Source organism: Streptomyces sp. NPDC057617 (assembly GCF_042800555.1).
GTDB lineage: Bacteria > Actinomycetota > Actinomycetes > Streptomycetales > Streptomycetaceae > Streptomyces.
The window spans coordinates 32437-55878 of sequence record NZ_JBHVGV010000021.1 but is presented as its reverse complement, the minus strand read 5'-3'; the positions used below and the strand labels follow the sequence as shown (position 1 = coordinate 55878).

The following is a 23442-nucleotide window of genomic DNA, read 5'->3' as shown; positions in this document are numbered from 1 at the left end:
ATCCTTGAGAAAGAGCCCGTGGCCCTCAGGCCGCGGGCTTTTTCCCTTGTGGGGCACGCCTGTTCGCCTTTATAGTCAGAGTGACCATTAAGGAGGCGGGCGTGAGTCTCGCGGACATCCTCGATGCCTTGCAGCGTCCGCTGCTGACGGTCCTGGACACCCCGGTGAGCTGGACCGAGGTGCTCGGTTTCGGCAGCGGCGCGCTCTGCGTATGGCTCGTGGCCCGTCAGCACCTCGCCAACTGGCCGATCGGTATCGCCAACAACCTTTTCTTCATCCTGCTGTTCACCCAGGCGGGCCTGTACGCCGACGCCGGCCTACAGGTCGTCTTCATCACCCTCGCCGTGTACGGCTGGTGGACCTGGACCCACGGGGGTGGTCCAGGCTCGTCCCTGCCGGTGCGGCGCACGAGCCGCACCGAATGGATCCGGCTGCTCGCGGCGGGGGTGGTGGGGACACTCGGACTGACGCTGCTCCTCGGCCGCGCCACCGACTCGACGGTGCCCTTCTGGGACGCCCTGACCACCGCGCTGTCCCTGATGGCGACATACGGTCAGTGCCGCAAGCGGCTGGAGTCGTGGTGGCTGTGGATCGCGGCGGACCTCGTCTACATCCCGCTCTACGCGCACAAGGACCTCTATCTGACCTCGCTGCTGTACATCGGCTTCCTGGCGCTGTGCGTGGCCGGGCTGCGCAACTGGTCCCGGGATCTCGCCGGTGCGCCGTCCCGGCCGGTGGAGGCGACTGCCGTATGAGCGCGCCCGCCGTCGGCCGGGGAGGAAGCGCCTTCGAACACGGCCTGGTGCTCGGCAAGTTCTATCCGCCGCACGCCGGTCACCACCATCTCGTACGTACGGCACGGGACCGCTGCGCCCGGCTGACCGTCCTGGTCTGCGCCTCCTCCGTGGAGTCCGTGCCGCTGGCCGACCGGGTCGGCTGGATGCGTGAAGTCCATCCGGACGTACGGGTGGTGGGCGCGGTCGACGACATTCCGGTGGACCTGCACGACTCCGGCGTCTGGGACGCGCACATGGCCGTCTTCCGGGGCGCGGTGCCCGAGCGGGTGGACGCGGTCTTCACCTCGGAACCGTACGGTCCGGAGCTGGCGCGGCGGTTCGGCGCCGAGTCGGTGTGCGTGGACCCGGACCGTACGCTCTTCCCGGTCTCCGGCACCGCCGTACGCAAGGACCCCGTCGGCTGCTGGGACTTCCTCGCCCCGCCGGTACGGGCGGCCCTCACCCGCCGGGTTGTGGTGCTCGGCGCCGAGTCCACCGGCACCACCACGCTGGCGCTCGCGCTGGCCGATCACTACCGGCGGCGCGGCGGGGTCTGGGCGCGTACCCAGTACGTACCGGAGTACGGGCGGGAGTTCAGCGAGCAGAAGCTGGCCGCGCTGCGGGCCGGGCGGCCGTCGGCGCGGTGGGAGGACGTCGAGTTCGCCGCGGAGGACTTCCCGCTGATCGCGGAGCGGCAGAACGCGCGGGAGGACGCGGCGGCGCGGGCCGGCTCGCCGGTGCTGTTCTGCGACACGGACTCGTTCGCCACGACGGTCTGGCGGGAGCGGTATCTGGGCGGGCGCGATCCTCGGATCGAGGAGATCGCGGCGCTGAACACGCACCATCTGTGGCTGCTCACGGATGACGAGGGCGTCCCCTTCGAGGACGACGGCCTGCGCGCGGGCGAGGAGCTGCGCCCGTGGATGACGGCCCGTTTCGGTGCGGAACTGGCGCGTACGGGGCGGGAGTTCACGCTGGTGAGCGGGGCGCGTGAGAAGCGGCTGGCGACGGCGGTCGCGGCGGTGGACGCGCTGCTGGGCCGGGGCTGGCACTTCGCGCCGCCGCTTCCGGAGCGGCGATGAACGGGCGGGCGCGGGGGGCGCGCGGGGCGCGTGGCTCCGGGGAGCCGGCGGCCGGCCCGGCCGCCCGGGAGCCGGCCGCTCGCGAGGGCTCGGCCGTTCGGCGCGGGCGTGTCCCGGAGGACCGGGGAGCCCGTGAGGCGCATGGGCCGAGGGACCAGGCCGCCCGGGACGGGCGTGCCCCCGAGGGGGCCGCCGGCCCCGCCGCCAGGAACGGGCACCCCGCCGCCCGGGAAGTCCGCGTTCCCGACGACTACGATCCCTCCGCCTTCGTACCCTTCGCCGTCACCGTCGATCTCGCCGTCTTCACCGTCCGCGAAGGCCGGCTGCATGTGCTGCTCGTCGAGCGGGGGCAGGAGCCCTACCTCGGGGCCTGGGCGCTGCCCGGCGGGTTCGTACTGCCCCACGAGTCCGCCGGGCAGGCCGCGCGGCGCGAACTCGCCGAGGAGACCGGCCTGTCGGAGCGGACCGCGGGCGCGCTCCATCTGGAGCAGCTACGGACGTACAGCGACCCGGACCGCGACCCCAGGATGCGGGTCGTGTCCGTCGCGTACACCGCGCTCGTACCCGACCTGCCCGAGCCGCGCGGCGGCGGGGACGCCGCGCACGCCAGGTGGGTGGAGTACGGCACCGGCGGGCCGCTCGCCTTTGACCACGAGCACATCCTCGCCGACGCGTACGACCGCGTCGGCGCCAAGCTCGAATACACCTGTATCGCCACCGCGTTCTGCCCGCCCGAGTTCACGCTCGGCGAGCTGCGGCAGGTGTACGAAACCGTCTGGGGCGTGGAGCTGGACCGCCCCAACTTCCGGCGCAAGGTGCTCACCACGCCCGGGTTCGTCCAGGTGCTGGAGGGACCGCCGCGCCGGACCGGTGGCCGGGGGAAACCGGCCGCGCTGTACCGCGCGGGCACCGCCACCACGCTCTACCCACCGCTTCTGCGACCGGATCGACCGGAAGGACGGACGCCGTGATCATTGCGAGGACCATTACCAAACAGGCCGCGACGGGCTCCCTGATCGGGCTCGCGCTCGGCGACGCCCTGGGCTTCCCGACCGAGTTCAACGACGTACCGTCGATCCTCGCCACGTGCGGGCCGTGGCGGGAGATGGCGCTGCCGAGGCCGGCGGTCGTCACCGACGACACACAGATGACGCTCGCGTTCGCACGGGGCATCCGGACGGCGATGGACCGGGGCGTGCTGGGGCCCTACCGGCTGGAGCGGCCGGTACGGGACGAGTTCGTGGCCTGGTACCACTCGCCGGACAACAACCGCGCGCCGGGCCGTACGTGCATGACGGCGTGCCGGCTCCTGGACAGCGACCGGCCCTGGCAGCGGGCCAGCCAGATCGGTTCCAAGGGGTGCGGCGCGAACATGCGGGTCGCGCCGATCGGGCTCGTACCGGGGCTGAGCGACGAACAGCGGGCGGGCGCGGCCCAGTTGCAGGCGGCGCTCACCCATGGCCATCCGACGGCGCTGGCCGCCTCTGACCTGACGGCCCGTGCCGTGTGGCTGCTGGCGCACGGCGGCGAACCGCTGGGTCTGGTGGGCCAGTTGCGTTCGTACGCGTACGAGAACCGGGAGCGCTACTACGAGCGCTGGCTCGGCGATCTCTGGACCCTCTCGCACGACCCGACGCCCGAGGCCTTCATGGCACGCGGCTGGGACGAGTGCCTGGCGGCCCTGGAACGCGTCCAGCAAGCCCTGCGCACCCCATCCCCGGAAACCGACCCCTGCCTCGCGACCGGCGACGGCTGGACCGCCGAGGAAGCCCTCGCCACCGGCCTGCTCTGCTTCCTGCTCTTCCCCACCGCCCCCGTCACCGCCCTCCGCCGCGCCGCCTGCACCCGCGGCGACTCCGACTCCATCGCCGCCCTCACCGGCGCCTTCGCCGGCGCCCACCTGGGCGCGGGCGCCTGGCCCAAGGAATGGTCCGAACGCATCGAATACCGCAGCGACCTGCTGTCCTTGGGAGCCCTCTGGGACGCTTGACCCCATGCGTACGGACATGACACCCGCCCGGTCCCGCCTCCGCGAGGCCGGCCTGCCGGCCACGGACCTCACCCCGGTCCTCGCGGAGGGGCCCCATCCGCTGCTGTTCGCGACGGTCTCCGGGGCGCACCTGTACGGATTCCCGAGCCGGGACTCCGACGTGGACCTGCGGGGCGTCCATCTGCTCCCGGTCACCGCGCTGATCGGACTCGACGAGCCGACTGGGACCCGGTCGTGGACAGGGCACCGGGACGGTGTGGAGATGGACCTCGTCACCCACGATCTCCGCACCTTCGCCCGGCTGATGCTGCGCCGCAACGGCTATGTGCTGGAGCAGCTCCTCTCCCCGCTGGTCGCGCACACCACCGACACACACCGGGAGCTGGTGGCGCTCGCCCCCGATGTGCTGACCGGCAACCACGCCCACCACTACCGGGGTTTCGCGAACACCCAGTGGCGGCTCTTCGAGAAGACCGGCGAACTCAAGCCCCTGCTCTACACCTTCCGCGCGCTGCTCACCGGCATCCACCTCATGCGCAGCGGTGAGATACAGGCGCATCTGCCCACCCTGCTGGGCGAGGTGACGGCACCCGGCTATCTGCCGGAGCTGATCGCGGCGAAGGCCGAGGCCGAGCACGGACCGGCCGGCGGGCCCGGGCGGGAGCGGTTGCGGGTGGATGTGGAGGCGCTGGGGGCAGTACTGGAGGAGGCGCGGTCAGGTACGGGGCTGCCCGACGCGCCCGTCGCGTATGAGGCTCTGCACGACCTGGTCGTCCGCGTCCGTCTGGAGGGCTGAGGTGCGGCGGGTGCGGATCAGGAAGGCTTCTATGCGGGCGTGGTCCGGTTCGGGGGGTAGCGGGGAGTGCGGGGCTGCTTCGTCGGCCTCTGCTGTGAGGCGGGTCATTCTGCGTTCCACCTCCGGCCAGGGGACCTCGCCCCGCTTGACCGCGAGCAGGTCTTCGCGGTCCTTGCCGACGTCGACGGTGAGCGTGCCCGTACGGAGCAGGTCGCGGCAGCTCGCCAGCAGGCGCAGCAGATGCATGGCGTGCTTCCAGCGCGGGGCGCCGTGTTGGCGGACGTCCGCCTCCAGCTTTCTGCGCTGGCCCACGGCGTAGCGTACGAACGTACGATGCGCCTCGCGGGACAGGAACGCGTCGCGCAGCGACAGCAGTTCGCGGCCCGTGTCGTCGATCCGCTCGACCAGCGGGGAGTGCAGGCACTCCAGGACATTGGGATTGGCGCGCAGCGCGAGCGAGCAGAAGCGCTCAAGCTCCCACGAGAACTGCTCCGGGGCCGGGCCCTCCACATGCGTCGGCGGCTTCTCGAACCGCCAGTACAGCGGCGCCGGGGCCGCGAACACCCCGCGCCGGTCGGTGTCGCTGTCCTCCGTCGCGAGTCCGAAGGCGCGTGAGCCCATCACACAGGAGTACACGGTGTGGTCGCGCACCAGGTCGAGGTGACGGACAGGTGTTTCGCGGGTCATGCGCGAGAGCGTACGGGGGAGGCAGCGGAGGCCGGTGGGGGCGTGGGTGTTTACGCTGGTCGGGAAGGACTGCGGGGGTGTGGGTGCGGTGCGTGTGGTGGGTATGGCGAGGATCGGGAGAGCGGCGTGGCGGTACGGGCGGTTCGCGGGGCCGTGCAGTTGGAGCGGGACGAGCGCGGGCACATGGACGAGCAGGTCAAGCGGCTGCTCACGGAGATCCTGGAGCGCAATGAGCTGGCCGCGGACGATTTGATCAGTATCTGGTTCACCGCCACGCCCGATCTGCACAGCGACTTCCCGGCCGCCGCCGCGCGCGGCCTCGGGATCGTCGACGTACCCCTCCTGTGTGCCCAGGAACTGGACATCGAGGGCGCCCTGCCGCGTGTGGTCCGTATCCTCGCCCATATCGAGTCGGACCTTCCCAGGTCGGAGATCGCGCACGTCTATCTCGGCGCCGCGGCCGCCCTCCGCAAAGACATCGCCCAGTGAGCCCCGGCCCAGCAAGCCCAGTGAACCCTGTGAGCCCCGTGAGAGTCGCCCCGTGAGAACCGCCCTCGTCATAGGAACGGGCCTGATCGGCACCTCGGCCGCGCTGGCCCTGGCCGGCCGCGGCGTCACCGTCCATCTCAGCGACCACGACCCGTCCCGGGCCCGTACCGCCGCCGCGCTCGGCGCGGGTACGGACGAGGCGCCCGAGGGGCCCGTCGACCTCGTGGTCGTCGCCGTACCGCCCACCCATGTCGCGGCCACCCTGGCCACGGCCATGCGGCACGGCACGGCCCGCGGCTATCTGGACGTGGCCAGCGTCAAGGGCGGCCCCCGCCGGGAGCTGGAGGCACTCGGCCTCGGCCTGTCCTCGTACATCGGTACGCACCCGATGGCAGGCAAGGAGCGCTCGGGCCCGCTGGCCGCGACCGCCGACCTGTTCGACGGGCGGCCCTGGGTGCTGACCCCGACCCGGGACACCGACACCGAGGTGCTCAATCTGGCCCTGGAACTGGTCGCGCTCTGCCGCGCCGTGCCCGTCGTCATGGACGCCGACGCGCACGACCGGGCGGTCGCGCTCGTCTCGCACACCCCCCAGCTCATCTCGTCGATGGTTGCCGCCCGGCTGGAGGAGGCCGACGAGACGGCCGTACGCCTCTGCGGCCAGGGCATCCGCGATGTCACCCGGATCGCCGCCTCCGACCCGGCGATGTGGGTGGAGATCCTCTCCGCGAACCCCGGTCCCGTCGCCGATGTGCTGGCAGGCGTCGCCGCCGACCTCGGCGAGACGGTCGAGGCGCTGCGCGCGCTCCAGTCCTCCGACGAGGAGAAACGGCGCGGCGGCGCGGCCGGGATCGAGGACGTCCTGAAGCGCGGCAACGCGGGCAGGATCCGGGTGCCCGGCAAGCACGGCGCGGCTCCCGCGGCGTACGAGGTCGTGGCGGTGCTCGTCAGCGACCGGCCGGGCGAGCTGGCCCGGATCTTCGCGGACGCCGGGCGCGCGGGCGTCAACGTCGAGGACGTCCGTATCGAACACGCCACCGGACAGCAGGCCGGTCTGGCGCAGCTCATGGTGGAGCCGTCGGCGGCGCCGGTGCTCTCGGCGGCCCTGCGGGAACGCGGCTGGTCGATCCGGCAGTGACCGCGGCGGCGGCCGGGCACCCGCGTCCCGCCGAACGGGTGCATGGGCGGTACTGAACACTCGGTAACCTTGTGCGGGGGCGTTGTGCGTCCCCGCACATCCACCCCGAGAACCAGGAAGGTGTCCGCCCCCGTGGAAACTGGTGCAACCCCCGCCCGGACCGCCCCGGTCGCTGTGATCGTCGCCATCGACGGGCCCTCCGGCACGGGCAAGTCGAGCACCTCCAAGGCCGTGGCCGCCCGGCTCGGGCTGAGCTATCTGGACACCGGCGCCCAGTACCGCGCGATGACCTGGTGGATGATCAGCAATGGGGTCGATGTGACGGACGCGGTGGCCGTCGCGACCGCCGCCGGCAAGCCGGTCGTGGTCTCGGGCACGGACCCGGACGGTCCCACGATCACCGTCGACGGCACGGACGCCGCGGGCCCGATCCGTACCCAGGACGTCACCGCCAGGGTCAGCGCGGTCAGCGCGGTGCCCGAGGTACGGGCCGTCGTCACCGAGCTGCAGCGCTCCATCGCGGCGGCCGCGCCGAACGGCATCGTGGTCGAGGGCCGCGACATCGGTACGACCGTACTGCCCGACGCCGACGTCAAGATCTTCCTCACCGCCTCCCCGGAGGCCCGCGCCGCCCGCCGCAGCAACGAGCTGACCGGCAAGGAGGCGGCCGATGTCGCCACCACCAAGGACGCCCTGATCAAGCGGGACGCGGCCGACTCCAGCCGTAAGACGTCCCCGCTCGCCAAGGCCGCCGACGCGGTCGAGATCGACACCACGGACCTCACCCTCCAGCAGGTTGTCGAGCGGGTCGTGAGCCTGGTCGAGGAGAAGCGGGCGGCCGTATGAGCACGGTGTCCGCCGAGGCGGCGGGGCCGACCCAGCGAGCGGTGTCCGCCCGGGGCGCGGAGGTCGGCCGACGTCTCGGCGTCGGGCTGATGAACGGGCTCTGGAAGCCGAGGGTGCTGGGCGCCTGGCGCGTCCCGGGGAGCGGCCCGGTGATACTGGCCGTCAACCACTCGCACAACATCGACGGCCCGATGGTGATGGGCGTCTCGCCCCGCCCGGTGCACTTCCTGGTGAAGAAGGAAGCGTTCATCGGCCCGCTCGACCCGTTCCTGCGGTCGATCGGACAGGTGAAGGTGGACCGCGCCGCCGCCGACCGCACCGCGATCGGCGCCGCGCTCGGGGTGCTGAAGGCCGGCGGGGTGCTGGGCATCTTCCCCGAGGGGACCAGGGGCGAGGGCGACTTCGCCTCACTGCGCGCCGGGCTCGCGTACTTCGCCGTACGGTCCGGAGCGCCGATCGTGCCGGTCGCGGTCCTCGGCAGTACGGAGAGCCGGGGCCGGCTGATACCGGCGCTGCCCGCGCTGCGCAGCCGCGTGGACGTCGTCTTCGGCGACGCCTTCGAGGCGGGCGACGGCAGCGGGCGGCGCACCCGCAAGGCGCTGGACGACGCCACCGTACGGATCCAGGAGCACCTGACCACGCACCTGGAGCACGCCAGGCGTCTCACCGGGCGTTAGGGCGTGTCCGCAGTTGATCAGCTCGCCGACGCTCGCACGGCCGCCAGGACGGCCGACGCGGGAGCGTGCGCGAGACTTGGCTTTTGAGTAGTGCACCGTGCACAGCGGCGCACCGACCACGATGAACGAGGTACGGACTTCATGAACGACCAGATCGACTCCGCCGACGAGCACGGAGAGCTCGGCGACGCCGAGTACACGGACTTCATGGAGCTCGCCGCGCTGGAAGGCTTCGAGGCCGAGGAGGTCGAGGGGGCGATCGGCGAGGCCGGCCATGGCCCGCTGCCCGTGCTCGCCGTCGTCGGCCGGCCCAATGTCGGTAAATCGACCCTCGTCAACCGGATCATCGGCCGCCGTGAGGCGGTCGTCGAGGACAAGCCGGGCGTCACCCGCGACCGGGTCACCTACGAGGCCGAGTGGGCGGGCCGCCGCTTCAAGGTCGTCGACACCGGCGGCTGGGAGCAGGATGTCCTCGGCATCGACGCCTCCGTCGCCGCCCAGGCCGAGTACGCGATCGAGGCCGCCGACGCGGTGGTCTTCGTGGTGGACTCCACGGTCGGCGCGACCGACACCGACGAGGCCGTGGTCAGGCTGCTGCGCAAGGCGGGCAAGCCCGTCGTGCTCTGCGCCAACAAGGTCGACGGACCGAGCGGGGAGCCGGACGCGGCGGCGCTCTGGTCGCTCGGGCTCGGCGAGCCCCACCCGGTCTCCTCGCTGCACGGCCGCGGCACCGGCGACATGCTCGACGCGGTCCTCGAAGCCCTGCCCGACGCCCCGGCGCAGACCTTCGGCACGACGGTCGGCGGCCCGCGCCGTATCGCGCTCATCGGCCGCCCGAATGTCGGCAAATCGTCCCTGCTGAACAAGGTCGCGGGCGAGGAGCGCGTCGTCGTCAACGAGGTCGCGGGCACCACCCGCGACCCGGTCGACGAACTGATCGAACTGGGCGGCACGGTCTGGAAATTCATCGACACGGCCGGCATCCGCCGCCGGGTCCACCTCCAGGAGGGCGCGGACTACTACGCCTCGCTGCGCACCGCCGCCGCCGTCGAGAAGGCCGAGGTCGCGGTCGTCCTGATCGACACCAGCGAGTCGATCAGCGTCCAGGACCAGCGGATCATCACGATGGCCGTGGAGGCGGGCCGCGCGCTGGTCGTCGCGTACAACAAGTGGGACACCCTCGACGAGGAGCGCCGCTACTACCTGGAGCGCGAGATCGAGACCGAGCTGGCGCAGATCGCCTGGGCGCCCCGGGTCAATGTCTCGGCGCGCACCGGCCGCCATATGGAGAAGCTGGTCCCCGCGATCGAGACGGCCCTCGCGGGCTGGGAGACCCGGGTGCCGACCGGGCGGCTCAACGCCTTCCTCGGCGAGCTGGTGGCCGCGCATCCGCACCCGATCCGGGGCGGCAAGCAGCCGCGCATCCTGTTCGGTACGCAGGCGGGCACCAAGCCGCCGCGCTTTGTGCTCTTCGCCTCGGGCTTCATCGAGCACGGCTACCGGCGGTTCGTGGAGCGCAGGCTCCGCGAGGAGTTCGGCTTCGAGGGCACCCCGATCCATATCTCCGTACGGGTACGGGAGAAGCGCGGCCGCAAGAAGTAGCTGCGGGGCGCGAGGGCCGGTCATACGGGCACGGAGACACGGGGACGCGGCATACGGGGGCGGGTCGGCGGAAGCGGTACGGAAACGGCGGGGCCCGGCGCGGAGGATTCCGCACCGGGCCGCACCGCTTCCGGCGGTCAGACGCCTCGGCGGGGCCCCGGGGGGAGGGCTGCCGGGGTGTGGCGTCCGGCGGGCTGCCGGGGGTCGCGCTGCCAGGAGCCCGGATAGGGCGTGTGCCCGTATCCCCCGTGAGCGGCGTGCAGCCCGGTGCCGAAGGCTGTGAACCCGAGATTCTCCTCATTGCTGCGGTCGCCGGGCAGCGCCCTGAAGGACCTGCGGAACTCCGAGTACAGCGCGTCGTAGATCGGCGTCAGGGAGAGCCCGTCCGCCACGTCCTGCGCGGGGCGCATGGAGGGGATGTGGCTCTGGTACTGCGGACGCGAGGGGTCGTATGAGTGCACATACGTGCCAACGACCCTTTCGTCCGTCGGATGCGGGCTGTCCTGGGAAATCGCTGTCTGCGACCGGAGCAGCAGCCGGAGAGTCGTATTCGAGGGCTCGGTCATGTGCCGGCCAACGGCATCGCGGCGGCGACGAGCCGCCCATTGGCCGCCGCCTTCTCCAGGGCGTCCCGCAGCAGGTCCTCGCGGGGCTGCTGGCCGATCGAACCGACCGGCGCCGCGAACACCAGGACGGTGTGCGACTTGTTGGCCGAGGCGCGCCAGCCCTCGGTGACCTGGAGCGGCTGATGGGCCTGCCACCAGGCGACCGGGCTGCCGCCGCCGGTGCCGGGCTGGAGCACGGCGTGGAGCTGGCCCATGGCGAGCAGCACCGACCAGCCGGGCAGCGTGCCGGGCACCCGGTTCAGATCGGAGACCGGCGCGAAGCCCTGCTCGATCAGGAGCGTGAGGAACTCGTCGGTGGTGCCCCGCGATCCCGGCCGGGCGATCGGCGCGGTCGGCTCCACCACCAGGGCGGGGTGCAGATCGCCCTCGATCAGCACCAGACCGCTGGTCACGCCGAGGACGGCCTGTCCGGGCCCCGCGCCGGGGTCCGCGACCGACTGCGGCTCGCCGCCGGTGATGGACCGGACCGCGCCCTGGAGCTGCTCCTCGGCGACCTGGACGACCTGGGAGGGGATGCAGGTGGCGTGGGCGAAGGCCAGTACGGCGGTCTCGTCGCCGACGAACAGCACCGTGCTGGTCCGCTCCTGCTCGGAGTCGCCGGGGGTGCGGCAGGAGGTGCAGTCGTAGCTTCCCGGGGAGTTCTCGCCGGCGAGCAGCCGGTCGGCTTCTTCGTCGCCGATCTCGGCGCGTACGTCCTCGCTGACGTCGAGCATGCGCGGCACGGGTGGCTCCTCGAACTCGGTGCGTGGAGCCGGGCTGTTCCCGGCTCGTAAAGAAGACAACGGACGAGCCGTGGCCAGGGTCACGCGCGGATGCGCACGGAATCGAACCATCCCGCGCATGGCGTGAGCTGTCGTAAGGAACGCGTCATTACATGCCAACGCGCCCTGAAGGGACGGCAGTTGCCTCTCGTTCCCGCGTCGCAGGTCAGTACATTCACAGGTCGACAAATCGGGAAATCAGCGAACCAAAGGGGTGGCTGAAAGTCGTTGCTGCTTTCGTGGCCCGGATCTGTCCCAGGTCGGCACCATCCGGCTGATTTCTGCGTCTATCCGGTGGGCCGGGAAAACGCCACGGGACCGGACGGAAGGGGACAGGGCCGCGTGACCAGATCGAACAGGGCCGGCGGAGCCGACGGGCGGCGGGCCTCACCCGCGGGGTACGCGGCCGACCGTGTCGCCGACTGCATCGCGGACTCCGCGGGCGGTATCACCTTCGACATCGCGGGCGAAGCCCGGCCGGACGCGGTGCTGGTGCTGCGCCGCCGTGACCCCCGCGCCGGTGACGGCGGTTCCGGCGCGCTCGCTGCCGCTGCCGGTACTGGTGCCGGTACGGACGACGAGGTACGGCTGCCGCTCACCGAGGCCGGGGAGTCCCTGCTGCGCGCCGTCCTGCCCAGCACGGTCGAGCTGGCCGAGGGCCACTGGGACATCTTCACCGGCGTCCGCGGCGAGCTGCCCGTACGGCCCGGGATCCGCGATGTACGGGCGCTGGTCGGCCGGATCCCGGGAGCGGGCCGGGTCGCGGCGAGGATCCCGTACCCCACCCCGGACGGCCGGCTAGCCGTACGCTCCTGGGTCCGCGCCCCGCACGCCGAGGCCGGGACGGTCCGCTGCGAGCCGGGCGCGACGACCGTGGAGGGCGTGCTGTACGGCGCCGAGCTGGGCGAAGGCGCCATGGCCGAGGCGCGGCTGCGCGGCACCGCCCGCAGCCACCGGGTCGCCGTGACCGGGTGCGGCGGCGCCTTCGCCTTCAGGCTGCCGTACGGTCCGCTGGCCGCGCGGCCGGTCCAGGAGCGGCAGTGGTGGGACCTGTGGCTGCTGCCCGCGCGGAACGCCCCCGGGGTACGGATCTCGCGCATCCTCGACGACATCTGGGACAAGCGGTTCGCGCTGGTCCACCCGGCGCACCTGTCCCACCCGGACCGCGGCGCATACGGCTGGCTGGCCGCGCCCTGCTACACCGGTGGCAACGACTTCTCCGTACGGCTGGATCCCGCGCCCCTGCCGGCTGCCGCGCCCTGACCTGACTGCTGGTCGGCTGCGGCGGAACGTGTTGCCCGGCGGGGGATTGTGCGGGGAAATCGTGAATTCTTCCGGCCCCGGCAATTGCCGCCGGACGGCCGGGAGCCGTCCTCCGTGGCGAATTGAAGAAGGCCGAATTCATGTGATCGTCAGGGGCCTGGAATTGTGTGCGAGCGGAGAGTGAACTGCCCGTAAGAGTGAAGTTCTTGGCGTTCGGCCGATGGTGTGATCCTGTGACACAAGTGTGACCGCTGAGGGACAGGAAGCCTCCTGTGCCGGTATCCGTCCCGCTTCCTTCACCGCCCCCGGACGCCTACCGTAAGTGTTATGGCACCGATACCGACTCCACCCCTCCAGCCCGACGACGCGCCCGAGCCCTATGTGGGACTCGATGCCGAGAAGGCCGAACGGCGGGCGCGCGGGCGCGGCTGGACCACGGTCAGAAGCCTGCCGCCGGGCTCGATCATCACCATGGAGTTCGTGGTGGGCCGGCTCAACTTCGAGGTCGACGACGGCAGGGTCATCCGCTGCTGGGTCGGCTGACCCGTATCCACGCGCCCCGGCCTCCGTACGGAGCCCTCTCACCCTTCTGACCTGCGGGTACGTCCCGCACACAGCGAAGGCCCCGGCGGTCTGCCGGGGCCTTCGGTTCTGTCTCCCGCCTGTCTCCCACAGGCCTTTGCGTACGCGGGGAGGGCTTGTGCGTACCGTCCCCGACGCCCGCTCAGCCGCCGGTCACCGGCCGTGAGTTCGGCGGGCGGCGGCTGCCGGCCGGAGCCGTCGGCGTCCGCTCCGAGCGCACCGCGTGCGGCCGGGACTGGGTGAGCTGGGCGGTGTTCCGTACGGTGCCGACACGGCTGCTGTGACCTGCCCCGACGGACTCGCGCGGGGGCTCCTCGCCGCCTGCCGCCGCCCCCTGCGGGACCGGGGCGGGCCGGGGCCCTCCGGAGGCCACCGGGGTGGTGGGGATCCGTCTGCGGCCGTCCAGCCAGCGGTCACGCACCGCGAGGATCGCCGGCTCCGCACGGCCGATCAGCGGCTCGAACCAGGGCATCCCCAGCAGGATCAGCAGCCCGGCCGCCCAGCCCAGCAGCACATCACTCAGCCAGTGCGTACCGAGATAGACGGTCGTCGCGCCGACCCCCAGCGCCACCACGGCCGACAGGACCGACAGATAGCGCCTGGCCCGGGGCGTGGTGGCCAGATAGGCCAGGATTCCCCAGGTCACCACGGCGTTGGCGGTGTGTCCCGAAGGAAATATATCGCCGCCCGCGAACAGCTCCGCCGAGCCGATCTGCGTCGCGTAGTGCGGGCCGAGCCGTCCGAGACCGAGCTTCACCGCACCGACGGTCACATTGAGCAGCAGGAGCGCGGTGCCCAGCGCCAGCAGCGGACGCAGGGTGTGCTGGCGCCAGGAGCGCCAGCCAAGCCAGGCCGCGATCATCACGGCCGTGGGGCCGCGCTGGCCGAGCACCACGAAGTAGTCGAGGAACGCGTGCAAGTCCGGCCATTGCTGATAGGGCCGGAACAGCATCACTTTCCAGTCGAGGGTCACCAGCCAGGAGGTGGCGAGCACGGCGACGACGATGGCGAGATAGAACGCCAATGTCCCGCCGAAGAGAGCCGTGCGGGTGCGGCTCATCCGCGGGATCTCTATCTTCGGCGGCTCCGGCTCCCGGTCCAGGCGGGCAAAGATGTCGGTACGCACACAAAGGACGTTACAGCGAGTGAGTGAGTGAACAGGTCCATCACGTCTCTTCGTGATGACGATGTGATGTGGAGTGACACTCGGGCGGCCCTTTATTCGGGGCGATTCCGGAAATCCAAGTGACCTTCGGCCCTATTCACCGACACGCCGTTACGGGAAGTGTCTTTGTGCACAACAGAAATAGTTCACCCGGGCGTCGCATGGAATTTCCCTGCTGCTCGTGCGCGCCCCGGGTCCATGATCCTGGCCAGGACGCCATGGCGTACGCCACACTGCCTGGTCGGGGCGGTGAGAGATCCACCACGCGGCACGCGCGCCCACGTCGCGTACGCTGACGGCTCACTCGCCCGTCGATGCCGGGCCGCCCCGAGGGACCGGTGTCCCCGTCGGACCGCCGAGCGCGAGGACGCATTGGGAGGTACTCAGATGTCCGGGACCGCCACGACCGGAGCACGGCTGCGCGCTGCGGCCGGTGCCAACCGGTGGGTCGTCCTGTTCGTCCTGTGCGTGAGCCTGCTGCTGGTGGCGCTCGACGCGACGGTGCTGCATGTGGCCGTGCCCGCCGTGACCGGGGACCTCAGGCCCAGCGGGGTCGAGCTGCTCTGGATCGTGGACGCGTATCCGCTGGTCTGCGCCTCGCTGCTGATCCTGTTCGGCACCCTCGGCGACCGCGTCGGGCGACGGCGGGTGCTGCTGATCGGCTACGGGCTCTTCGGGGCGGCCTCGGCCGTGGCGGCCTTCGCGGACTCGCCCATGGTGCTGATCGGGGCGCGTGCCCTGCTCGGGGTCGGCGGGGCGATGATCATGCCCGCGACCCTCTCGATCCTGCGCGCGGTCTTCCCCGACCGGCGCGAGCGGGCCGTCGCCATCGGGGTGTGGACGGCCGTCGCGGCCGTCGGAGCCGCCGTCGGCCCGGTCCTCGGCGGATTCCTCGTCGAGCACTTCTGGTGGGGCTCCGTCTTCCTGATCAATATCCCGCTGCTGGCCGTGCTGCTGCCGGTCGGCCGGATCCTGCTGCCCGAGTCGAAGGGCCCCGGGGACGGTCCCTGGGACGTGCTGGGGGCGCTGATGGCCGCGGCCGGGGTGCTCGGGGTGGTCTTCGGCGTGAAGCGCTTCGGCGCCGGAGAGGGGCTGCTGAGCCCCGCGACGCTCGGCCCGCTCTGTCTCGGCGCGGCCCTCCTGGTCCTGTTCGTACGCAGGCAGCGCCGCCGGGCGCATCCGCTGATCGACATGCGGATGTTCTCCAGGCCCACCTTCTCCACCTCCGTCGGCTGCATCGTCCTCGCCATGCTGGCGCTGGTCGGTCTTGAGCTGATCGCGGTCCAGTACCTCCAGCTCGTCCTCGCCCTCAGCCCGCTGGAGACCGGGCTGCGGCTGCTGCCGCTCACCTTCGCCGCCATGGCCGCGGGCGTCACCGGATCGGCCACCCTGCGCCGGGTCGGGCCGCGCCGGATGGTGTCCTGGGGATTCGTCCTCACCGCCGTCGCCGTGCTGCTGCTGGTCCTGATGGGCCAGCACGACCGGCCTGGCCTGCTGACCGCCGGCTTCGTGCTGCTCGGCTTCGGGCTCCAGACCACGCTTTTCGGGGCGTACGAGTCGATGCTCAGCGAGGCTCCGGCCGACCAGGCGGGCGGGGCGGCGGCCATAGGCGAGACCTCGTACCAGCTCGGCGCGGGCATGGGGATCGCCCTGCTCGGCAGCGTGATGAACGCGGCGTACGCGCCGGCGGTGTCCTCGGTGAAGGGCGTGCCCCCGGCGGCGGGCTCGGCCGCGGCGGACTCGCTCGGCGAGGCGTATCAGGTGGCGGCGCGGCTCGGCGGGCCCGCCGGGGACACCCTGCGGAACGCCGCGCGCCACTCGTTCGTGCACGGGCTGCATGTGACGCTGCTGGTCAGCGCGGCACTGCTGCTGCTCGGCGCGCTGGCGGCGCTGCGGCTGCCGAGGGTCATGGAGTGCGGGGTGCCGGGCGGGGAGGCGGCGGAGGAGCAGCCCGCCGTCGAGGACCAGGCCGGGGCTTTCGAGTCACAGCCGGTGCGGCAGCCGAGGCCGACGCCGGAGCCGCAGCTCCACAAGCCGCCGGAGCAGCGGCGCCCCCAGCCCCGTAGAGCCCCGGAGCCCCACGCCACCGCGGAGGCGCCTCTCCCGGCGGGCCGAGGGCGCGGCTAGTGGGTTGCGCGGCCTCCGGCCGCGGCTTGTCCTCAATCGCCGGACGGGCTGGGTTTGTCGGCGGACGGGCCGATCTGTCCTGGCCGGGGGCGAGGCGAACGCCCAGGCGCTGCTAGTTTGTGGCGGTCCAATTCTCGCGAGCCGTCGGAGGTCGTCCCGTGTCCGCACCGTCCGCCGCGAAGCTCCCGCCCTTCGACCCCGGCGACCCCCTCGGCCTCGACGATCTGCTCGCCCCCGAGGATGTGGCGATCCGCGACACCGTCCGCGCCTGGGCCGCCGACCGGGTCCTGCCGTACATCGCCGAGTGGTACGAGCGCGGCGAGGTCCCCGTACTGCGCGAGCTGGCCGGGGACCTCGGCGCGCTCGGCGCACTCGGTATGTCCCTGACCGGCTACGGCTGCGCGGGTGCCACCGCCGTCCAGTACGGCCTGGCCTGTCTGGAGCTGGAGGCCGCCGACTCCGGGATCCGCTCCCTCGTCTCCGTACAGGGCTCGCTCGCCATGTACGCGATCCACCGCTACGGCTCCGAGGAGCAGAAGCAGCGCTGGCTGCCCGGGATGGCGGCCGGCGGGACCATCGGCTGCTTCGGGCTCACCGAGCCCGACCACGGCTCGGACCCGGCCGGGATGCGGACGTACGCGAAGCGCGACGGCGCCGACTGGATCCTCAACGGCCGCAAGATGTGGATCACCAATGGCTCGATCGCGGGCGTCGCCGTCGTCTGGGCGCATACCATCGACACCGCTGCCGACGGCGCGAGCGGCGGCATCCGGGGATTTCTCGTCCCGGCCGGCACCCCCGGCTTCACCGCCCCCGAGATCAAGCACAAGTGGTCCCTGCGCGCCTCGGTCACCAGCGAGCTGGTCCTCGACGACGTACGCCTTCCCGCCGACGCCGTACTCCCCGGCGCCATCGGACTGCGCGGGCCGCTGAGCTGTCTGAGCCATGCCCGGTACGGGATCGTCTGGGGCTCCATGGGCGCCGCGCGCGCCAGTTTCGAAGCGGCGCTTCAGTACGCCACTTCACGCGAGCAGTTCGGGCGGCCGATCGGGGGCTTCCAGCTCACCCAGGCCAAGCTCGCCGACATGGCGGTCGAACTGCACAAGGGAATCCTGCTCGCCCACCATCTGGGGCGGCGGATGGACGCGGGCCGGCTCCGGGCCGAGCAGGTCAGCTTCGGCAAGCTCAACAATGTGCGGGAGGCGATCGAGATCTGCCGGACCGCGCGGACCGTTCTCGGCGCCAACGGGATCTCGCTGGAGTATCCCGTGATGCGCCACGCGACCAATCTGGAGTCGGTGCTCACCTATGAGGGCACCGTCGAGATGCATCAGCTCGTCCTGGGCAAGGCGCTCACCGGTCTTGACGCGTTCCGGTGAACCGGCGCGGCACGCTGCCGCGGTGATCCGGTGAGCGCCCTGCTCAGCTCTGGTTGAAGAAGCCGTCCTGCGGCCGTCCCGCCGCGTCGCCGGTGACGATCTCGGTGTCGGCGGGGCTCAGCAGGAAGACCCGGGTGGCCACCCGGTCGATGGAGCCGCGCAGTCCGAAGATCAGCCCGGCGGCGAAGTCCACCACCCGCTTGGCGTCGGCGGCCTCCATGGCGGTGAGGTTCATGATGACGGGGACACCGGAGCGGAACAGCTCGCCGATGCTCCGGGCGTCCCGGAAGCTCTCCGGGGAGACGGTGGCGATTCTGCGGTCCCGCTCCTGGGCGGTCTCGGAGGCGACCCGCACCCGCGGATCGGTCGTCCAGGTCTCGCCGGTCTCAGCACTCCCGGCGTACTCGTCGTCGTAGTAACGCTCGTCGTTGTCCTCAACGAGGCCCAGCCAGGCACTCGCCTTGCGCACCGATCCCATGGACGCCTCCTTTCACCGCGGTCACATCTCGTTCCCTGCCCCTATGGTCGTCCATGATGCGGATTCAGCGCCAAGGGGATAGTCGGCGCGCAGGCGATTCGTGACGGTACTGGTGCAGAAGATGTGGCGGTTCGTCAAGGTTGTTCCAGCGTAGGGCACCTGACGGGGTGCAAAATATGAACTTCCGGCCAGAAGGGTGACGCTGCGGACGTACGGGTGAACGACCCGGCCAGTACGATGCCTCGCGCACCACTCAGCGACTTTTCGGGGGGACCGTCGTGTTCGGAATCGTCAGGCCTTGCGGTCACCGTCTCGGCGACGGGCTGAAGGCCGAGTGGATGGCCCATCTCTGCGGGCTCTGCCTGGCACTTCGCTCCGACCACGGGCAGTTCTCCCGGGTCGTCACCAACTACGACGGGCTGATCGTCTCGGTTCTGACGGAGGCTCAGACCCAACGCACCGCAGGACAGCGGCGGACGGCCGGGCCCTGCCCGCTGCGCGGGATGCGGACCGCGCCGGTCGCGCGCGGCGAGGGCGCGCGGCTGGCCGCCGCGGTGTCACTGGTGCTGGCCTCGGCGAAGGTACGGGACCACGTCGCCGACCGGGACGGGCTGTTGAAGCGCAGACCGCTGGCCGCCGCCGCGCGCAGGGTCGCCACCGGCTGGGACCGGGCGGGTGCGCGGACCGGCGCGGAGCTGGGTTTTGATACGGCGGTGCTCGTCGACGCGGTCGACCGGCAGCCGGAGATCGAGGCGCTGGCCGGTCCCGGCACGCCCCTGCTCGCCGTGACGGAACCGACCGAGACGGCCACCGCCGCCGCCTTCGCGCACACCGCCGTACTGGCAGGACGGCCCGGCAACCGGGAGCCGCTGGCCGAGGCGGGCCGGCTCTTCGGACGGCTCGCGCATCTTCTGGACGCCGTGGAGGACCAGGAAACTGACGCTGCGTCAGGTGCATGGAACCCGCTCACCGCGACCGGCACCTCGCGGGCCGAGGCCCGGCGGCTCGCCGATGACGCGGTGCACGGGATCAGGCTCGCGCTGCGGGACGCGGAGTTCGCCGACGACCGTCTCGCCCATGTGCTGCTGGCGCACGAACTGCGCATATCCGTCGACCGCGCCTTCGGTACGGCGGCCTGCGGGCATGCCGCGCACAACAGCCAGGGCGTGCCGGGCAGTGGGCTGCCGGGCTTCGGACCTGAGCCGCCGAAGCCCGGCAGGCGCGGCTTCTGGGCCGGCTGCGCGGTCTTCGCCGGGCTCTGCTGCACCTGCAAGCTGTGCTGTGCCGAGGAGTACGAGGGTCCGTGGTCGCGCAAGAAGCGGGAAGGGTGCTGCCGGGACTGTGACTGCGACTGCTGCAGCAACTGCAATTGTGACGGCTGCGACTGCTGTGGTTGTGACTGCTGAGGGCTCAGGGCCGCTGCTGGGGACAGCGGGCGGGTGGCGCGGGCGAGGGGAGTGGAGCGTGACGCTCTGCGTGTGAAGGCACGCGGGCAACGGCGCGTGCGCGCCGGAACTGCGGGAAGCCGTGCAGGGTGTCAGCTCAACAGGAAGAGGACCACACTCGACCGAAGTCGATGTGGGAGCGTGTGACCAGCCACTGCTGCGAATGCATACATCAAGTGGAACAGGCATCCGTTTCCGCGTCAACCACATGAGACGCCCGGCTCACAGTACGGACGAGCTTGACAGCGGGCCGTACACACCGCTTAGCCTCGGTGAGAAGCGGATCGTGCTGAGGGGCTCGGTCCGCCCGGGTCCGCCCGCTGTGCTGTGAAGGCACTCCCGTGTTCGATCACGTATCCACGGAGCCTTCGCATGCCTGTGCCACCTGTCCCGTCAGGTACCGTCCGCACCCCGGCCGTCACACGCACCCTGGTGGTGATCGGCGCGGGTCCGCGCGGTACGGGCTTTCTGGAACGGCTCGCCGCCAACGCGCCGGACCTGTACGACGGACTGCCGCTGGACATCCATCTCGTGGACCCGTACCCGCCGGGCGGCGGGCGGATCTGGCGCCGTGATCAGTCGCCGCTGCTGTGGATGAACTCCATGGCCGAGGACGTCACCATGTACACCGACGAATCGGTCGCGCTCGCCGGGCCGGTACGGGAGGGGCCCGCGCTGCACGAGTGGGCACGGGACGTCAAGGAGGGCAGGGCACGGCTCACCGAGGAATCCGAACAGGCGGCGCACGCCACGCCCGGGCAGGACGGGGCTGGGCAGGACGGGCCCGGGCTGCGCGCCGCGGTCACCGGGCTGACCGACCAGACCTTCCCCAGCCGCCAGGTGCAGAGCGCCTATTTGAGCTGGGTGTACGAACAGACCGCCGCCGCCCTGCCCTCGGGCATCACCCTCCACCAGCACCGCACCCACGCCCTGCGTGTCACGGGACCGCACGGCGGGCGCCAGCGCGTCTGGCTGGAGGGCCGCACCGAACCGCTGCTCGCCGATCTCGTCGTCCTCACCCTCGGCCATCTAGACGGCGAACCCGACGCGGAACAGCGGGAGTTGAGCGCCTTCGCGGACCGCCACGGGTTGATCCATCTGCCGCCCGACTTCACCGCCGACAGCGATCTCTCCGCGCTGCCCGCCGCCGAACCCGTGATCGTCCGCGGCTTCGGACTCGCCTTCGTCGATCTGATGGTGCTGCTCACAGAAGGCCGCGGCGGACGCTACTCGGGGGACGCCGGCGACCACAGCGCCGAGGAGCTGACGTACCACCCCTCCGGGCGGGAGCCGGTCCTGTACGTCGGGTCGCGGCGCGGTGTCCCGTACCACTCCAAGATCGGTTACGGTCTGGACGGCGAGCGGCCGCCGCTGCCGCGCTTTCTGGGACCCGGGCAGATCGACGAACTGGCCGCCAGACCCGGGCCGTTGGACTACCGGCGCGACATCCGGCCGCTGGTGGACAAGGAACTCGGCTTCGCCCACTACCACCGGCTCTTCACCGCCCACCCCGAGCGCACCCGGGTCGGCTGGACCGACTTCGAGGAGAAGTACGCGGCGGCCGACCCCGGCAGCCCGGAGCTGGACGCCCTGGTCGCCACCGCCGTACCGGACCCCGCCGACCGGCTCGATCTGGACGCCCTCGACCGGCCGCTGGCCGGGGTGCGCTTCCCCTCGTACGACGCCCTCCAGGACGCGCTGCGCGACTACATACGCGACGATCTCACCCGTCGGCACGATCCGTCCCACAGTGCGGACCTTGCCGTCTTCTACGGGCTGCTCTCGATCTACGGGCAGCTCATGCGCCTCGGCGATCTCGGGGACATGGACGGGCCCTGGCACGGCTTCTTCAGCTATCTCGCCTCGGGCCCGCCGGGACCCCGGCTGCGTCAGCTGCTCGCGCTCTCCCGGGCCGGGATCGTCCGCTTCCTCGGCCCGGACATGGCGGTCGAGGCCGACGAGCGGCAGGGCATCTTCCGGGCCGGCAGCCCCGGAGTGCCCGGGCAGTACGTCGAGGCGCGCGCCCTGGTCGAGGCCCGGCTCCCGGACCCGTCGCCGGAGCGCACCCGCAGTCCGCTGCTGCGCGCGCTGTACGAGGAGGGGGCCGCCACCACCTCGGGGGCCGGCCTGGTCAGGGTCGACCCCGACGACGGGCGGCTGCTGGAGCGCGACGGCCAACCGCATCCACGGCGCTTCGCGCTCGGCCCGTACACCACCGCCCGGTCGAGCGGGGCCTTCACCCGGCCCAGGACCGGCGGGCCCGCGTTCCGGCAGAACGACGCGACCGCGCGGGCCGCGCTCACCCTGCTCGCCGCCCTGCCCGTCCGTACCGGCCCCTCGCGCGCTCCCGGCTCCGCCCCGGACACCGGCCCCGGCTCGCCGGACGGCCCGCGCCCCGTGCCCTCAACCGCCGGACAGGCCGGGAACGGCCCGTCCGAAGCCGAAAGGTGAGGCCCGCCGTGCCTGCCACCCGAGCCCTGCATCTCGCCGCCGAGATCGGCGGCCCGCCGCACTACGACGCCGAGTGGTACGTCGATCTCGTCCGGCTCGCCGAGCGCGGCGCCCTCGACTTCGTGACCCTCCAGGACTCCTTCGGGCGCCCCGGCCTCGACGCGCTCGCCGTACTCTCCCGGGTCGCGCCCGCCACCGAACGGATCGGTCTGGTGCCGGCCGTCACCACCACCCACACCGAGCCGTTCCATGTCTCCACGGCCCTGGCGACCCTGGACTGGGTCAGCCGAGGCCGGGCCGGCTGGCTCGTCGGGGTGTCCGCCACCCCGGCCGAGGCGCGGCTCTTCGGCCGCCGCCGGGCCGCGCCCGCCGCCGCCCTGTGGAAGGAGGCGGGCGAGGTGGCCGAGGTGAGCGCCCGGCTCTGGGACAGCTGGGAGGACGACGCCGAGATACGCGACGTATCGACAGGGCGCTTCATCGACCGCGACAAGCTGCACTATGCCGACTTCGAGGGAAGCGGGTTCAGCGTCCGGGGCCCGTCCATCGTGCCGAGGCCGCCCCAGGGCCATCCGGTCGTCGTCGCCGACGGCAGCGCGGACCCCGCTGCCGGGACCGCGGTACGCCATGCCGATGTGGTGCTGATCAGGACGGGCCGGCCCGAGGAGGCGGCGGCCCTGCGCGAGCGGCTTCTGGCGCGCGCCGCCGCCCATGGCCGTGACCCGGACACCCTGCGGGTGCTGGCCGCGCTCACCGTCCATCTCGGCGACGGCGAAAGGCCGTTGGACCCGGGCCTGGACAGCGCCCCGCACACCACCGCGGGCGCCGGCGGACCGCACTACCGCGGCGGCCCGGCCGGTCTCGCGGAACTCGTCGCCGGCTGGCACGGCGCCGGAGCGGTGGACGGCTTCCACCTCACGCCCGCCGAACCGCGCCGCGATCTCGAACGGCTGGTGAACGGGACCGTGGCGCTGCTCCAGCACCGCAGCCTGTTCCGCACCTTCCATCCGGGCGGCACGCTCCGCGAACATCTCGGTCTCGCGCGCCCGGCCAACCCGTACGCGTCCGCCGGGGGAGCCCGATGA

21 protein-coding genes and 1 pseudogene are annotated in these 23442 nt (G+C 72.1%); 17 read left to right on the top strand and 5 right to left on the bottom strand.

The window, feature by feature from the left end:
• The first annotated feature begins 101 nt into the window (after positions 1-101).
• From pnuC to ACFU9P_RS33615, 5 genes and pseudogenes are all read left to right on the top strand, one after another.
• Complete coding sequence (gene pnuC / locus ACFU9P_RS33635) at positions 102-755, top strand: nicotinamide riboside transporter PnuC (RefSeq protein WP_384088365.1); 654 nt, start codon at positions 102-104, stop codon at positions 753-755.
• Positions 752-1858, top strand: a complete 1107-nt coding sequence (locus ACFU9P_RS33630; protein ID WP_384088362.1) for an AAA family ATPase — start codon at positions 752-754, stop codon at positions 1856-1858. The genes pnuC and ACFU9P_RS33630 overlap by 4 nt, the downstream gene beginning before the upstream one ends.
• Positions 1859-2100: 242 nt before the next feature.
• Positions 2101-2829: pseudogene (locus ACFU9P_RS33625) on the top strand (NUDIX domain-containing protein); the annotation flags it as partial.
• The gene (locus ACFU9P_RS33620) at positions 2826-3848 is read left to right on the top strand and encodes an ADP-ribosylglycohydrolase family protein (protein WP_384088360.1); all 1023 of its coding nucleotides are present in this window, start codon (positions 2826-2828) and stop codon (positions 3846-3848) included. The pseudogene ACFU9P_RS33625 and the gene ACFU9P_RS33620, both read left to right, overlap by 4 nt.
• A 4-nt stretch (positions 3849-3852) precedes the next feature.
• Positions 3853-4644: a DNA polymerase beta superfamily protein gene (locus ACFU9P_RS33615; protein WP_384088357.1), complete on the top strand. Its 792-nt coding sequence runs from the start codon at positions 3853-3855 to the stop codon at positions 4642-4644.
• Here the strand turns inward: ACFU9P_RS33615 and ACFU9P_RS33610 are convergent.
• Complete coding sequence (locus tag ACFU9P_RS33610; protein ID WP_384088354.1) at positions 4564-5331, bottom strand: DNA polymerase beta superfamily protein; 768 nt, start codon at positions 5329-5331, stop codon at positions 4564-4566. The genes ACFU9P_RS33615 and ACFU9P_RS33610 overlap by 81 nt on opposite strands.
• Positions 5332-5457: 126 nt before the next feature.
• On the opposite strand from ACFU9P_RS33610, the gene aroH reads away from it, so the two are divergent.
• The 5 genes from aroH (at position 5458) to der (ending at position 10083) form a co-directional block, all read left to right on the top strand.
• Positions 5458-5820, top strand: a complete 363-nt coding sequence (aroH, locus tag ACFU9P_RS33605) for a chorismate mutase (protein WP_376383354.1) — start codon at positions 5458-5460, stop codon at positions 5818-5820.
• Between the two features lie 52 nt (positions 5821-5872).
• Positions 5873-6958: a prephenate dehydrogenase gene (locus ACFU9P_RS33600; RefSeq protein ID WP_376383352.1), complete on the top strand. Its 1086-nt coding sequence runs from the start codon at positions 5873-5875 to the stop codon at positions 6956-6958.
• Between the two features lie 120 nt (positions 6959-7078).
• Positions 7079-7804 (top strand): (d)CMP kinase, encoded by a 726-nt coding sequence (gene cmk, locus ACFU9P_RS33595; RefSeq protein WP_384088349.1) that lies wholly within the window; start codon positions 7079-7081, stop codon positions 7802-7804.
• On the top strand, positions 7801-8481 hold the full coding sequence (locus tag ACFU9P_RS33590) for a lysophospholipid acyltransferase family protein (protein WP_384088346.1): 681 nt from the start codon (positions 7801-7803) through the stop codon (positions 8479-8481). The genes cmk and ACFU9P_RS33590 overlap by 4 nt, the downstream gene beginning before the upstream one ends.
• 141 nt (positions 8482-8622) lie before the next feature.
• A complete protein-coding gene (gene der / locus ACFU9P_RS33585; RefSeq protein WP_376383347.1) occupies positions 8623-10083 on the top strand; it encodes a ribosome biogenesis GTPase Der in 1461 nt (486 codons plus the stop codon).
• A gap of 137 nt (positions 10084-10220) precedes the next feature.
• On the opposite strand, the gene ACFU9P_RS33580 is transcribed toward der, so the two are convergent.
• Positions 10221-10649, bottom strand: coding sequence for a hypothetical protein (locus tag ACFU9P_RS33580; protein ID WP_384088342.1), 429 nt, complete (start codon positions 10647-10649; stop codon positions 10221-10223).
• Positions 10646-11431, bottom strand: a complete 786-nt coding sequence (locus ACFU9P_RS33575) for a hypothetical protein (protein WP_384088339.1) — start codon at positions 11429-11431, stop codon at positions 10646-10648. Before ACFU9P_RS33575 ends, ACFU9P_RS33580 begins: the two co-directional genes overlap by 4 nt.
• Before the next feature lie 465 nt (positions 11432-11896).
• Here ACFU9P_RS33575 and ACFU9P_RS33570 point away from each other — a divergent pair, with 465 nt between their 5' ends.
• Both ACFU9P_RS33570 and ACFU9P_RS33565 read left to right on the top strand, forming a co-directional pair.
• Positions 11897-12733 carry a hypothetical protein gene (locus ACFU9P_RS33570; RefSeq protein WP_384088409.1) on the top strand — a complete coding sequence of 279 codons (837 nt, stop codon included), beginning with the start codon at positions 11897-11899 and terminating at the stop codon, positions 12731-12733.
• Positions 12734-13060: 327 nt separating this feature from the next.
• Positions 13061-13276 (top strand): I78 family peptidase inhibitor, encoded by a 216-nt coding sequence (locus tag ACFU9P_RS33565; RefSeq protein ID WP_376383342.1) that lies wholly within the window; start codon positions 13061-13063, stop codon positions 13274-13276.
• A gap of 181 nt (positions 13277-13457) precedes the next feature.
• Here the strand turns inward: ACFU9P_RS33565 and ACFU9P_RS33560 are convergent, their stop codons facing one another.
• The gene (locus ACFU9P_RS33560) at positions 13458-14441 is read right to left on the bottom strand and encodes a phosphatase PAP2 family protein (protein WP_376383340.1); all 984 of its coding nucleotides are present in this window, start codon (positions 14439-14441) and stop codon (positions 13458-13460) included.
• A gap of 426 nt (positions 14442-14867) precedes the next feature.
• Between ACFU9P_RS33560 and ACFU9P_RS33555 the strand changes: the two genes are divergently transcribed.
• Positions 14868-16607 carry an MFS transporter gene (locus tag ACFU9P_RS33555; protein ID WP_384088334.1) on the top strand — a complete coding sequence of 580 codons (1740 nt, stop codon included), beginning with the start codon at positions 14868-14870 and terminating at the stop codon, positions 16605-16607.
• A gap of 158 nt (positions 16608-16765) precedes the next feature.
• Positions 16766-17986, top strand: a complete 1221-nt coding sequence (locus ACFU9P_RS33550) for an acyl-CoA dehydrogenase family protein (protein ID WP_384088331.1) — start codon at positions 16766-16768, stop codon at positions 17984-17986.
• Positions 17987-18029: 43 nt separating this feature from the next.
• Here ACFU9P_RS33550 and ACFU9P_RS33545 read toward each other — a convergent pair whose 3' ends face one another.
• Complete coding sequence (locus ACFU9P_RS33545; RefSeq protein WP_046505457.1) at positions 18030-18464, bottom strand: cell division protein SepF; 435 nt, start codon at positions 18462-18464, stop codon at positions 18030-18032.
• A 278-nt stretch (positions 18465-18742) separates the two neighbouring features.
• Here ACFU9P_RS33545 and ACFU9P_RS33540 point away from each other — a divergent pair, with 278 nt between their 5' ends.
• From ACFU9P_RS33540 to ACFU9P_RS33530, 3 genes are all read left to right on the top strand, one after another.
• Entirely contained in the window at positions 18743-19870 is a 1128-nt protein-coding gene (locus tag ACFU9P_RS33540; RefSeq protein ID WP_384088328.1) for a DUF5685 family protein, read from the top strand.
• 411 nt (positions 19871-20281) lie between these two features.
• Positions 20282-22360: an FAD/NAD(P)-binding protein gene (locus tag ACFU9P_RS33535; protein WP_384088325.1), complete on the top strand. Its 2079-nt coding sequence runs from the start codon at positions 20282-20284 to the stop codon at positions 22358-22360.
• Positions 22361-22368: 8 nt separating this feature from the next.
• Positions 22369-23442, top strand: coding sequence for an LLM class flavin-dependent oxidoreductase (locus ACFU9P_RS33530; protein ID WP_384088322.1), 1074 nt, complete (start codon positions 22369-22371; stop codon positions 23440-23442).